Source organism: Celeribacter marinus, from assembly GCF_965656515.1.
In the GTDB taxonomy this organism is placed as follows: Bacteria; Pseudomonadota; Alphaproteobacteria; order Rhodobacterales; family Rhodobacteraceae; genus Celeribacter; species Celeribacter marinus_D.
Genome location: NZ_CBFHKW010000013.1, coordinates 42,444 through 55,200 on the forward strand (window position 1 = coordinate 42,444; position 12,757 = coordinate 55,200).

The 12,757-nt window shown below is 56.8% G+C and carries 14 protein-coding genes; 7 read left to right on the forward strand and 7 right to left on the reverse strand.

Annotation, left to right across the window (positions count from 1 at the left end; translation table 11 throughout):
• The 3 genes from ACTG34_RS04960 to ACTG34_RS04970 all read right to left on the reverse strand — a co-directional run.
• Positions 1–345: NAD(P)(+) transhydrogenase (Re/Si-specific) subunit beta (locus tag ACTG34_RS04960; protein ID WP_439103889.1), on the reverse strand; the 345-nt coding region annotated here is incomplete at its 3' end.
• Between the two features lie 13 nt (positions 346–358).
• Positions 359–1,930, reverse strand: a complete 1,572-nt coding sequence (locus ACTG34_RS04965; RefSeq protein WP_439103890.1) for a Re/Si-specific NAD(P)(+) transhydrogenase subunit alpha — start codon at positions 1,928–1,930, stop codon at positions 359–361.
• 111 nt (positions 1,931–2,041) lie between these two features.
• On the reverse strand, positions 2,042–2,500 hold the full coding sequence (locus ACTG34_RS04970) for a methyltransferase family protein (protein WP_439103891.1): 459 nt from the start codon (positions 2,498–2,500) through the stop codon (positions 2,042–2,044).
• 45 nt (positions 2,501–2,545) lie between these two features.
• Here ACTG34_RS04970 and ACTG34_RS04975 point away from each other — a divergent pair, with 45 nt between their 5' ends.
• The gene (locus ACTG34_RS04975) at positions 2,546–3,010 is read left to right on the forward strand and encodes a GNAT family N-acetyltransferase (protein WP_439103892.1); all 465 of its coding nucleotides are present in this window, start codon (positions 2,546–2,548) and stop codon (positions 3,008–3,010) included.
• Here the strand turns inward: ACTG34_RS04975 and ACTG34_RS04980 are convergent.
• A complete protein-coding gene (locus ACTG34_RS04980) occupies positions 3,007–3,780 on the reverse strand; it encodes a gamma-glutamyl-gamma-aminobutyrate hydrolase family protein (RefSeq protein WP_439103893.1) in 774 nt (257 codons plus the stop codon). The two genes, ACTG34_RS04975 and ACTG34_RS04980, sit on opposite strands and share 4 nt — an antisense overlap.
• Before the next feature lie 235 nt (positions 3,781–4,015).
• Here ACTG34_RS04980 and pepN point away from each other — a divergent pair, with 235 nt between their 5' ends.
• The 4 genes from pepN to ACTG34_RS05000 all read left to right on the forward strand — a co-directional run bounded on the left by pepN (position 4,016) and on the right by ACTG34_RS05000 (position 8,935).
• On the forward strand, positions 4,016–6,577 hold the full coding sequence (gene pepN, locus ACTG34_RS04985) for an aminopeptidase N (RefSeq protein ID WP_439103894.1): 2,562 nt from the start codon (positions 4,016–4,018) through the stop codon (positions 6,575–6,577).
• Positions 6,574–7,614 (forward strand): NAD(P)-dependent alcohol dehydrogenase, encoded by a 1,041-nt coding sequence (locus ACTG34_RS04990; protein WP_439103895.1) that lies wholly within the window; start codon positions 6,574–6,576, stop codon positions 7,612–7,614. Before pepN ends, ACTG34_RS04990 begins: the two co-directional genes overlap by 4 nt.
• Positions 7,615–7,849: 235 nt before the next feature.
• Positions 7,850–8,308, forward strand: a complete 459-nt coding sequence (locus ACTG34_RS04995) for a c-type cytochrome (RefSeq protein ID WP_062221283.1) — start codon at positions 7,850–7,852, stop codon at positions 8,306–8,308.
• A 24-nt stretch (positions 8,309–8,332) separates the two neighbouring features.
• Positions 8,333–8,935, forward strand: coding sequence for a cytochrome b/b6 domain-containing protein (locus ACTG34_RS05000; protein WP_439103896.1), 603 nt, complete (start codon positions 8,333–8,335; stop codon positions 8,933–8,935).
• A 3-nt stretch (positions 8,936–8,938) separates the two neighbouring features.
• Here the strand turns inward: ACTG34_RS05000 and ACTG34_RS05005 are convergent, their stop codons facing one another.
• Positions 8,939–9,385 (reverse strand): Lrp/AsnC family transcriptional regulator, encoded by a 447-nt coding sequence (locus ACTG34_RS05005; RefSeq protein WP_439103900.1) that lies wholly within the window; start codon positions 9,383–9,385, stop codon positions 8,939–8,941.
• Positions 9,386–9,390: 5 nt separating this feature from the next.
• Positions 9,391–9,849, reverse strand: coding sequence for an Lrp/AsnC family transcriptional regulator (locus ACTG34_RS05010; protein WP_062221286.1), 459 nt, complete (start codon positions 9,847–9,849; stop codon positions 9,391–9,393).
• Positions 9,850–10,007: 158 nt separating this feature from the next.
• On the opposite strand from ACTG34_RS05010, the gene ilvC reads away from it, so the two are divergent.
• Positions 10,008–11,030 carry a ketol-acid reductoisomerase gene (gene ilvC / locus ACTG34_RS05015; protein WP_062219375.1) on the forward strand — a complete coding sequence of 341 codons (1,023 nt, stop codon included), beginning with the start codon at positions 10,008–10,010 and terminating at the stop codon, positions 11,028–11,030.
• A gap of 86 nt (positions 11,031–11,116) precedes the next feature.
• Positions 11,117–11,518, forward strand: a complete 402-nt coding sequence (locus tag ACTG34_RS05020; RefSeq protein WP_439103897.1) for a hypothetical protein — start codon at positions 11,117–11,119, stop codon at positions 11,516–11,518.
• Positions 11,519–11,605: 87 nt separating this feature from the next.
• Here the strand turns inward: ACTG34_RS05020 and glmM are convergent.
• Positions 11,606–12,757, reverse strand: a 1,152-nt coding sequence (glmM, locus tag ACTG34_RS05025) for a phosphoglucosamine mutase (protein ID WP_439103898.1), incomplete at its 5' end; no start/stop codon positions are given.

A 12,757-nucleotide genomic window follows, 5' to 3' on the forward strand; every position in this document is an offset into this window, starting at 1 on the left:
AAGGCGCGCCACGTTGCCCATCTCGAAATGCGCGATAAAGCCGACGAACACCGCCGCAAGACCGACGAGGGAGTGCATGGCCGCCACAAGTTGCGGCATTTCAGTCATCTGGACGCGCGTGGCGACCATATAGCCGATAGCACCGCCGCCCGCGATCAAGACGAGCGACAGGAACCAAAGCCCCGCACCCGGTCCAATGATAGTTGCGAACACGGCCAACGCCATGCCGACAATACCGTACCATACAGCGCGTTTTGCGCTTTCTTGTCCCGACAAGCCCCCCAAGGAGAGGATGAAGAGGACGGCTGCGACCACATAGGCCGCTGTTGTAAATCCGAATTCCATTGTCCTGAACTCCTTACGATTTCTGGAACATGGCAAGCATGCGCCGTGTGACGAGGAAACCGCCGAAAATGTTGATCCCTGCCATGAACACCGACAAGGCGGCGAGCAAGATCACAAGGAACGAGCTGGATCCGATCTGCATCAATGCACCCAAAATGATGATCGACGAGATTGCGTTGGTCACGGCCATCAGGGGCGTGTGCAGCGAATGCGACACGTTCCAAATAACTTGGAACCCGATGAACACCGACAACACAAACACGATAAAGTGCTGCATGAACGACGCAGGCGCCACAAGACCGACAGACAGCAAAAGAGCTGCGCCAACGGCAATCAGCGTCACTTGTTGTTTGGTCTGTGCCTTGAACGCGGCCACTTCTGCGGCGCGTTTTTCCTCGGCCGTGAGAACAGGCGCGACCTCTTTGGGCTTGGCTGCAATCGCGGCCACTTTGGGCGGTGGTGGCGGGAATGTAATCTCGCCCTCATGGGTCACAGTGGCCCCACGGATGACGTCATCTTCCATGTTATGGTTGATCTGGCCGTCTTTTTCAGGGGTCAGGTCGGTCATCATGTGACGGATGTTGGTCGAATAGAGCATCGACGCCTGTGTTGCCATGCGAGACGGGAAATCGGTGTAGCCCACAATGGTCACGCCATTGTCGGTCACGATTTTCTCATCCATCACGGTCAGCTTACAGTTGCCGCCCTTTTCAGCCGCAAGGTCCACAACAACGGAGCCGGGTTTCATGGCTTTCACCATATCCTCGGTCCAAAGCTCGGGAGCTTCGCGGTTGGGGATCAGCGCCGTGGTGATAACAATGTCCACCTCGGGGGCCAGTTCCAAGAACTTGGCAAGTTGGGCTTCGCGGAACTCGGGACTAGACACAGAGGCGTAGCCGCCCGTGGCAGCCCCATCTTGTTGCTCCTCTTCGAAATCGAGGTAGACGAACTGCGCGCCCATGCTCTCGACCTGCTCGGCCACTTCGGGGCGCACGTCGAATGCATAGGTGATCGCACCAAGAGACGTCGATGTCCCGATCGCGGCAAGACCCGCAACGCCAGCACCCACAACGAGCACTTTGGCTGGGGGCACTTTGCCCGCTGCCGTAATCTGACCGGTAAAGAACCGGCCAAAGTTATTGCCCGCCTCGATCACAGCGCGGTAGCCCGCAATGTTGGCCATGGATGATAGGGCATCCATCTTTTGGGCACGCGAGATACGCGGCACCATTTCCATCGCGATCACATTGGCGCCCGATTTCTTGGCCGCCTCCATTCCCGCCTCGTTCCCCGCAGGGTTGAAGAAGGAAATCAGCGTCTGCTCTTTGCGCAAGCGTTTAAGCTCGGTCGCATCGGGCTGACGGACCTTGGCGACGATGTCGCTGGCCTTCCAAAGTGCGGCGGCAGTCTTTACGACCTCAACACCTGCCTCTTTGTAATCCGCGTCAGAAAACCCCGCGCGTTGACCCGCGCCAGTTTCCACAACAATATCGTAGCCAAGCTTTTGAATTTGCTTAGCGCTATCGGGCGTCAACGCGACTCGCGCTTCCCCCTCGAACACTTCCTTAGGAACACCGAATTTCACGTGCTAGTCCTTTTCCCCGGTCCAATGCATTAGTCTGATCGTCTTGTTACATAAAAACACAGTCACTGCGCAACATTATTGCGCATTCAATCACCGTTCCGCGACAAGACGTCATATCCAACGGCGCGTTTTCTTTGCCCAACGGTCATAGTCTTGTGCGAACAGACCTTTGAGTTTTTGTTCTTCGTTGCGAATGAACCGCCACCAAATCACCGTCATAAAGACGGGGACCGACAGCAGCCCAATTGTGCTGCCGTAAAGTAAGGAAAACCCAACAAGTGTAAAGGCATCTCCGAGGTAAATTGGGTTGCGTGAATGCATAAAGACCCCATGCGTCACAAGGCGCGCCGGATCACGATGCGGAATGACCGTTGTTTTATGGCGCCACATCGTAAACGCGGCCGCACACATTAATGCGACACCAATCCCGATGAATCCGAATGATAGCGCCAACACCAACGATGTTCGCGCTAACGGCTCGCCCGTGTCTCCCGTCGCATAGGCGAAAACCATAAATGCGACGAGCCAAACGGGCGGATAATCGAGGGTCAATGTACGATGTGTTTCCATCACACCACTCTAGGCGTCCGCGCGCAAAGACGCTAGGACACAGATATGAAACTGCGCCCATTGACCACAGCTGACGCGGACGCCTGTTACGCGCTGTTCAACCGTACAGTGCGCGGCGGCACAGGCGCGTTTTACACCATAGACCAACAAGAGGCCTGGGCACCCGATGCGCCGCACGCCGGCGATGACTGGCCCGCCCTCATCACACAAGGATTCGCGATTTGTGCGACCAAAGACGACCGGATCGTGGGGTTTTTCACGATGGGCGCAGATGGCCACATCGACTTTGCGTATGTGGCGTTGGAGGAGATGGGCAAAGGCACGGCAACCGCACTTTATGAGATGTGCGAATATACCGCCCGCGCCGCAGGCCTCACAGTTATGACCACCGAGGCCTCACACCTTGCACGCCGCTTTTTCACCAAACATGGCTGGGTAACGGATGCCCGCCAAACTGTCATTCGCGGCGGCATTGGCATCGATAATTTTCGCATGTTCAAACTGCTTTAGGCAGGTTCAACCCGACGGTTTCGCTGCGCCGCAAACGCCCGCACCGCTGAACCGAAGGCCTCAAACAAGGGCCGCGATACGGGATCTTCGCCCGCGCGAAACTCGGGATGCCACTGCACCGACAATGTGAACCCCTTGGCCCCGTCGACATAAAGCGCCTCGGGCGTGCCATCGGGGGCATGCCCGTCAATGACGATCCGCGCCCCCGCGTGTTTGATCCCCTGCCCGTGCAGTGTATTTGTCATCACCTCGTGTGCCCCAAGTAGTCGGGCAAACACACCATCCGGCGTCAAATGCACCAGGTGGCGCAGCGCAAATTTTTCATCCACCGTCCCGTCAGGCGGCATACGGTGATTCATCCGCCCCGGCAGGTCGCGAATCTCGGGATAGAGCGTCCCGCCCATCGCCACGTTCACCTCTTGGAACCCGCGACAAATCCCCAAAAACGGCTGGCCCGCCTCGACGCACGCGCGGATCAAGGGTAAGGTCACCGCATCACGGCACCGATCAAATACACCATGCGCCTCTGTCTCTGTCTCGCCATATTCCTCGGGATGCACATTGGGCCGACCGCCCGTGAACAAGAACCCGTCACAACTCGCCATTAGCTCGTCGACCGACACGAAATTGGGATGCGCAGGGATCAACAACGGCATACAGCCCGATACCTCCGCCACCGCCTCCGCGTTCATCCGCCCTCCCGTATAGGCCGGATAATCACCGTGCAGCAGGTCCGTATTCCCAATGATTCCAACAACCGGTCGCGCCATAACAGCCTCCTTTGACACCTTGAACCTAATGACTTGGACGGCGAGGAAAAGAGGCATTTGTGCAAGTGGGGGCATCGCGCACGCAAAAACGTAGCGACACCCCAGCGCGCGCCTGAAAATCGGTCACATCACGTCTGCATTATTCATCCGCCCCACATGCGAGATCGTGTTGAACCCGCGCGCACCGCGCACTAACGTTTGCACCTCGCACGCACGCACCCACGAAAGGTTCCCCATGACAGCCGCCGCATCCGAAACGATCTACCTCAAGGACTACACCGAACCGCACCACTGGGTGCGTGACGTCCATCTCACGTTTCGCCTCGCGCCAAAGACCACGCGCGTGCTGTCACGCATCGCCTTTACGCCCAATGATAACAACCGTGGCGATCTGGTTTTGAATGGCGAGGGATTGACCCTCATCACCGCCACCGTCGACGGTGCCATCGTCAACATGCAGATCACGGACACGGAGCTACGCATTGCCGCCGCCGACCTGCCGCAAAAGCCGTTCGTGTTCGAGGCCGAGGTCGAAATCGCGCCCGAGGACAACACCGCCCTTGAAGGGCTATATATGTCGAGCGGTATGTATTGCACCCAATGCGAGGCCGAGGGGTTTCGCAAAATCACCTATTACCCCGACCGCCCCGATGTCATGGCCACTTTTACCGTGCGCGTCGAAAGCGACATGCCCGTGATGCTGTCCAACGGCAATCCCATAGCCATGGGCGATGGATGGGCCGAGTGGCATGACCCGTGGCCCAAACCCGCCTATCTCTTTGCGCTTGTCGCAGGCGACCTACTCAACCACGCGGGGTCATTCACCACCATGTCGGGCAAAGAGGTTGAATTGAACATCTATGTGCGCCGTGGCGACGAGGACAAATGCGCCTTTGGGATGCAGGCGCTCAAGGACTCGATGACATGGGACGAACAGGTGTACGGCCGCGAGTACGACTTGGACATTTTCAACATTGTCGCCGTTGACGACTTCAACATGGGCGCGATGGAAAACAAGGGGCTGAATATTTTCAATTCGTCCTGTGTCCTCGCCTCGCAAGCCACCTCGACCGATGCAAATTTCGAACGTATCGAGGGCATCATCGCCCATGAGTATTTCCACAATTGGACGGGCAACCGCATCACCTGTCGCGACTGGTTCCAGCTCTGCCTCAAAGAGGGGCTAACGGTTTACCGTGATCAGATGTTCTCGGGCGATATGCGCAGCCATCCCGTTAAAAGAATTGAAGAAGTCCTGACCCTGCGCGCACGGCAGTTTCGCGAAGACAACGGGCCACTGGCGCACCCCGTGCGCCCCGAGAGCTTTGTCGAGATCAACAATTTCTACACCGCCACCGTCTATGAAAAGGGCGCGGAAATCATCGGAATGCTGCGCCGTCTGGTCGGAGATGACGCCTACCGCAAGGGCTGTGATCTCTACTTTGAACGCCACGATGGTCAGGCCGTCACAATCGAGGATTGGCTCAAGGCATTCGAGGATGCAACGGGGCGTGATCTTGCACATTTCGCACATTGGTACGCCCAAGCGGGCACCCCGCGTTTAAGTGTAGCCGAGGCGTGGGAGGACGGTACATTTACGCTGACCTTCACCCAATCGACCCCCGACACCCCCGGGCAGACCAACAAAGGCCCGCAACACATGCCCATCGCCGTGGGCCTCATCGGTCCCAATGGCGACGAGGTGGTGCCAACAACTGTATTGGAGCTGACCGAGGCCACGCAAAGTTTCACCTTTGACGGTTTGGGCGCACGTCCCATAGCGTCGATCCTGCGCGATTTCTCCGCGCCTGTGATTTTGGATCGCGACATGGACGCCGCCACCCGCGCGTTCCTTCTTGCCCATGACACCGACCCGTTCCAGAAATGGGAAATGGGGCGAATGCTATCGCGTGATACGCTTGTGGCCATGATCACCACGGGGGCCACCCCCGCCACCGATTACCTTGATGCAATCAAAACGGTGGTGACGGACGACACCCTTGATCCTGCGTTCCGCGCGTTGGTGTTGGGCCTGCCCTCACAAGACGACTTGGCGCAAACGCTTGTCGATACGGGTCACACCCCTGATCCGCAGAAAATCTATGACGCGCGCGAGGCGCTGCGCCATACGCTTGCCCGACATCTATCCGACGAGATGCCGACCCTTTTTGCGCGCCATGAAACACCCGTTTTCGTCCCCGATGCCGATGGGTCGGGAAAGCGGTCCTTGCGCCTCTCTATCCTCTCGCTCCTCACCCTTTTGGACGGCGGAACCGCCGCGCGAGACCTGTTCGCGCGCGCCGACAACATGACGGAACAAGCGGGCAGTTTGCAGGCACTTCTGGCCGCAGGCCTTGGCACGGATGAGTTGCAAGCCTTTGAAACGCAATGGCAAAACGACCGCCTTGTGATGGACAAATGGTTCATGATGCAAGTGGCCTTTGCCGCCCCTGCCGATGCGGCGAGCGTGGCTGAACGTCTGACACATCACCCTGCATTTACGATGAAAAACCCAAATCGCTTCCGCGCGGTCTTTGGCGCGCTGACCGCCAATCACGCAGGGTTCCACCACGAAAGTGGGGCCGCCTATGTGCTTTTGGCCAAGCAGTTGATCGCACTAGATAAATTGAACCCGCAAACCGCCGCGCGCATGTCGGGTGCCTTTGAGACATGGCGCCGCTATGACACGTCGCGCCAAGCGCGCATTTGCTCACAACTTGAAAAAATGCTGTCTGTGAATGAATTGTCGCGTGATACCACGGAGATGGTGACACGCATTCTGGGAGATAGATCATGACGCAACAACGCGCCGTTGTACTAGAAGAAAAAGGCAAACTCGCTATTCGCGACATCGACATTGGCCATGAGATGGGACCAGATGATGTGCAAATCGCGATCAACACCGTGGGCGTCTGTGGGTCGGACGTGCATTTTTACACCCACGGGCGGATTGGCCCGTTTGTGGTAAACGCCCCAATGGTTTTGGGTCACGAAGCGGCGGGAACGGTAACGGCCGTGGGGGCCAATGTCGCCCACCTCACCGTCGGGGATCGTGTGTGCATGGAGCCGGGCATTCCCAACCTCACCAGCCGCGCCTCCAAGCTCGGGATTTACAACGTCGATCCCGATGTAAGGTTCTGGGCCACCCCGCCCGTTCACGGCTGTCTGATCCCCTCGGTGGTGCATCCTGCCGCTTTTACATTCAAACTTCCTAATCACGTCAGCTTCGAAGAGGGCGCGATGGTGGAACCTTTTGCGATCGGTATGCAAGCCGCCGCAAAAGCCAAGATCACCCCTGGAGATGTGGCGGTTGTCATTGGCGCGGGGCCGATTGGCGTGATGACCGCACTGGCCGCCCTTGCGGGGGGATGCGCGCGGGTCTTAATCCATGACGTTGTCGCACAAAAGCTTGAAACAGCGGGACAATATGACGGAATTATTCCGCTGGACCCCACCCGATCAGCCGCGGAGCAAGTCCATGAAGCTACGGGGAATTGGGGCGCTGATGTCGTGTTCGAATGCGCGGGTCATCCGTCCGTTTATCCCACCTTGTTTGATGCCGCACGCCCCGGCGGCGCGGTCGTTTTTGTCGGTCTTCCTGTCGATAAATTCGACTTTGATCTGGTTGGGGCAATGGCCAAAGAGCTCCGGATGGAAACGGTGTTTCGCTATGCCAATATCTTTGATCGTGCCGTGGAATTGATCGCATCAGGCAAGGTTGACCTTAAGCCTCTGATCTCGAAAACTTACGCATTTGAGCAGTCAATTGAGGCCTTTGACCGCGCTGTCGAGGCACGGCCAACGGACATCAAAATCCAGATCAAATTGGCCTGACCTAACTGTCATCACGTCTACAAGGGGCATCTCATCGGGTGCCCCTTTTGCATGTGAGCGGCTCGCGCCTGCCCGTCACTTGGGCATTCACGAGAAATTGACCGCAAATTCCGCCATCCGCACAGACGAAGGGATGGTTTGTCACATTCAGTTCGCACAATATAATCCTCATAGTCGATGTAACGCGCGCACATCCACACGCTTACGAGTTCAAACCCAAAAGGACATTTTACACATGCGACACCTCCTACTCACGACCATCATCGCCGCAACCGCCGCCACGGGCGCCTTTGCCCAATCCGCCTCTGACGTGGCCAAGGCTCGCCGCGCATTCTACACGCTCGTCGGCTTTGAAATGGCCACCCTTGGCGGTATGGCACAGGGCAAAATCGACTACGATGCCGATGCCGCCTCCGCCGCTGCAAAAGACATCATGACCCTGACCGGATACACCACCGCCGACCTATTCGCCCCAAATACATCCAATGATGACCTATTGGGAGAAACCCGCGCCAAAGCCGACATCTGGGCGGACATGGACGGGTTCAAAGAAAAAGGTATGGCGTTCTACCAGGCAGTGGTTGAGCTGAACGAGGTCGCGGGTGGTGGCCTTGAGGCCTTGCAACCCGCCGTTGGCAAACTTGGCGGCACCTGCAAAGCCTGCCACGATGACTACCGCGCAAAAGATTTTTAATCCGTAGCGATCAGGAGCGTCATGATGTCCGAACCTCTGCAAAAAACCTATGTGTGGGATCCCGTTGTGCGGGTTCTCCACTGGTCTCTCGTGATCGCGTTTGCGACCTCATGGGCGTTGGGAAAGTTCGGGCCGAACATTATGACGCTCCACTTTTATAGTGGATACACGCTTGCAGGCCTCGTGGCACTTCGGGTCATTTGGGGATTTGTCGGATATCGTACCGCGCGGTTTGCACACTTTGTCAAAGGGCCAAAACAGATCATGGCCTACGCGCGCACCCTCCCGACCCAATCACCATCGCACAGCTACGGACACAACGCCGTGGGCGCGGTTTTTGTCGTCGGTGTTTTGATCGTATTGGCCCTACAAATCACCTCAGGTCTGCTTGCCGATCCAGAGGATTACATCAACACCGGACCATTGGCACAGTACGTCTCAATCGAGGTCGCGCGCAAAGCGCTCTCACTGCATGAGCCGCTTTCAGCCATTTTGTTGCTCATGGTGCTTGGCCACATCGGCGCGATCTTTTGGTACAAAAAGCGCAAGGGTGAAAACTTGATCAAGCCGATGATCACAGGATATGCTGACCTTCCGGACAACGCCGTAAAATCCCATAAAATCTGAACGTTATAGCGGCCCCGTGAGGCGTTCCTCTGACAACAACACGTTCGCTTCAACATTCCCCACACCGGGCAGCGTCATGATGCGCCGCCGCAAAACCCGTTCGAAATCCGGCAGATCGGTGGCGACCACACGTAGGCGATAGTCATACACACCCAGAACGTGCTGCACCGTTTGCACCTCTGGGATCGCGGCAACCGCGCGCTCGAAATCCTCTAGGGAGACACGTCCCTTTGTCGCCAGTTTGATCCCTAAAAACACAGTCACACTAAACCCCACTTTTTCCAGATCGAGATCAACGCGGCGCGCCCCGAATAATCCCGCATCGCGCAAACGTTTGATCCGTCGCCACGTTGCAGGTTGGCTCAACCCCAGATCACGGCGAAGTGCCCCCGCCGAGCGCGTTGCATCCTCACATAAAGCCCGAGCCAAAACACGGTCGATATCATCCATAACAATCACAACGGCACCGCCTGACGGTCTTTGACCTGTGCCACATGCATCAACGCCTCAATGTCGGAGATATGCGGCAAAGTCAGAATATGGTCGCGGTAAAGCCGTTGATAATCAGGCATATCACGCGCGATGATCAAGAGGCGGACATCCACCTGACCCAAAAAGGTACCAATAGAAATCACCTCAGGCACGGTGCGCGCCGCAGCTATAAATTCGTCAAACGCGCGCGGCTCGGTTTTATCAAGCGTGAAGCGGAGCGACACTTCAACCGAATAGCCCAATGCGTGCCAATTGATCTCGTCCCGGATCGCACGGATCACCCCCGCACTGCGCATCGCCGCCAACCGCCGCGTATAGGTTGCAGGTGTTACCCCTGCCCGTTCAGCCAATTCGGCGGCAGGGGCATCAGGGTCCGCCTGAAGTTGACGCAAAACACGTCGATCCGTATCATCTATAAGCATGAATTTATCACATATCTAAGATTTTTCGCATGAATAGACGCATCTTTTGGCAAAATTGTCAATTTTTGAAACGCTATTACGTCAAAATTGCATCATATTACCGCCAATATCAATCCGTGGCCGCATAGCGTCCGCACTATCTATAGGGAGCGCCTACCATGCGCGTTTATTATGATCGCGATTGCGATGTAAATCTCATCAAAGAAGCCAAAGTTGCCATTCTGGGCTACGGTTCACAAGGCCACGCGCACGCGCTGAACCTGCGTGATTCCGGCGCGAAAAACGTTGTCGTCGCTCTGCGCGAAGGCTCTGCGTCCGCCAAGAAATGCGAAGCCGAAGGCCTCACTGTTATGGGCATCGCCGAAGCCGCCGCATGGTGTGACGTGATCATGTTCACCATGCCCGACGAGCTTCAGGCCGAGACCTACAAAAAATATGTCCACGACAACATCAAGCCAGGTGCAGCTATTGCATTCGCCCACGGCCTGAACGTTCACTTTGGCCTCATCGAGCCAAAAGCCGGCGTTGACGTGATCATGATGGCACCAAAAGGCCCAGGCCACACCGTGCGCGGCGAATACGTCAAAGGGGGCGGTGTTCCGTGCCTCGTCGCCGTAGACACCAACGCGTCCGGCAAGGCGCTTGAAGTTGGCTTGTCCTACTGTTCCGCAATTGGTGGCGGTCGCTCCGGCATCATTGAAACCAACTTCCGCGAAGAGTGCGAAACCGACCTCTTTGGTGAGCAGGCAGTTTTGTGTGGCGGTGTTGTGGACCTCATCCGTTGTGGTTTTGAGACACTTGTTGAGGCTGGCTATGCCCCTGAAATGGCTTACTTCGAGTGCTTGCACGAAGTGAAACTCATCGTCGACCTGATCTACGAAGGCGGCATCGCGAACATGGACTACTCCATCTCCAACACTGCGGAGTATGGCCAGTACGTGACCGGCCCACGCATCATCCCGTATGACCGCACCAAAGCCGAGATGAAACGCGTTCTCGAAGATATCCAGTCCGGCAAATTCGTCCGCGACTTCATGCTTGAAAACGCTGTTGGCCAGCCAACACTCAAAGCATCGCGTCGCGCAAACGACGAGCACCTGCTCGAAGAAACCGGTGCAAAATTGCGCGGCATGATGCCGTGGATTTCCGCAGGCAAAATGGTCGACAAAGAGCGCAACTAAGGCGGATCTGTCACACCAAATTTGGGAACGGGCGCCTTGCGGGGCGCCCTTTTTCATGCGCAAATACGCGCGAAAGTGAGGCCCCGATGTCCGACAATCATATCCCCGACGACCTGACCCCTGAAAACCTTGACGAGATTGCAACCGAACGCCAACGCATGTTTACGCGCGGCTTTTGGATCAGCCTTCTCAAAGGGCGTGAGGGCTTGGGTGATACCTTTTGGGCGGGCAACTACCTTGCAGGGCTCATCTACCTTCCGATTATGATCGTGCTTTTAACGCTTGCCTCTTTTGCGCCGATCTTTAGCCCGCTGCTCAGCGCGTCATTTGTGGTCTTTGGCATCTACCTTTTGGCGGTCGCGCGCGCCGTGGCGGTGGCCAAACCCAAAGGAAATTCCGGGCTATTCACGCGGGCATTAGGCGTGATCTGGACGTTGATGAGCGCCGCCTCGGTGATCGTCTACGCACCGTTTGTAGCCGGACAATAGCCGCACAACCTACACAATCAGAACCAAAGTATGAGAAAGGCGGCGCATATGGCCGCCTTTTCTTGTCTTTTTCGAACATAGACCGTTTTAGCGGGTCGCTTTTTCAACCGCCTCAACCACGCTATTGACCGCCGCATTCAACGTCTCTTCGCTGATGCTTTCGGCCATAACGCGAATAAGTGGCTCGGTGCCAGATTTGCGGATCAACAACCGTCCGTTGCCCTGTAGCTTGGCCTCGGCGTCCGCAATCGCGGCCTTCACACCCTCGTTGTCCAGTGGTTTTTGCCCCGTTCCGTAGCGCACGTTTTTCAAAAGCTGTGGGACAGGTTCAAATACTTTAGTGAGCTCGGACGCTTTTTTGCCCGTCTCGACCATGCCCGCGAGAAACTGCAATCCCGCCAAAAGCCCGTCCCCCGTGGTGGCATAATCAGTCATAACAATATGGCCGGATTGTTCCCCACCAAGGTTGAACCCACCCTCGCGCATGCGCTCGACCACATAGCGGTCGCCAACGGCCGTGCGCTCAAGGCGCAATCCCTCGCCTTCCAAAAACCGCTCAAGGCCGAGATTGGACATCACAGTGGCAACCAATGCCCCGCCCGACAAACGCCCAAGATCGGACCACCGTTTTGCCAACAACCCCATCAACTGGTCGCCGTCCGCAACGGCCCCCGTCTCGTCGAGGATCATCACACGGTCGGCGTCACCGTCAAGGCAAATACCAACATCCGCCCCATGCGCTACAACGGCCTCGGCTGCGGTCTTTACATAAGTTGATCCACATTTATCGTTGATATTCATACCATTGGGGGATGTCCCCACCTTGATGACCTCCGCACCAAGCTCCCACAACACTTCGGGCGCTGTGCGGTAGGCCGCGCCATTTGCGCAGTCAATCACGACCTTCAGCCCTTGGAACGACATGCCGCGCGGCAGGGTGGCTTTCACACGTTCGTTGTAGCGAAACCGCCCATCGTCAATGCGCGTGGCGCGCCCGATATTGCGCGCCTGTGCTGGTTCAACGCCCTCAATCAAAAGCCGTTCGATTTCCAACTCGTCCTCATCGGACAACTTGAACCCGTCAGGGCCGAAAAATTTGATCCCGTTGTCTTCCGCAGGATTATGTGACGCAGAAATCATCACACCGACATCCGCGCGCATGGATGTGGTGAGCATCCCAACGGCGGGCGTGGGAACAGGACCGAGCAAGAACACGTTCATCCCCGTCGAGGTAAACCC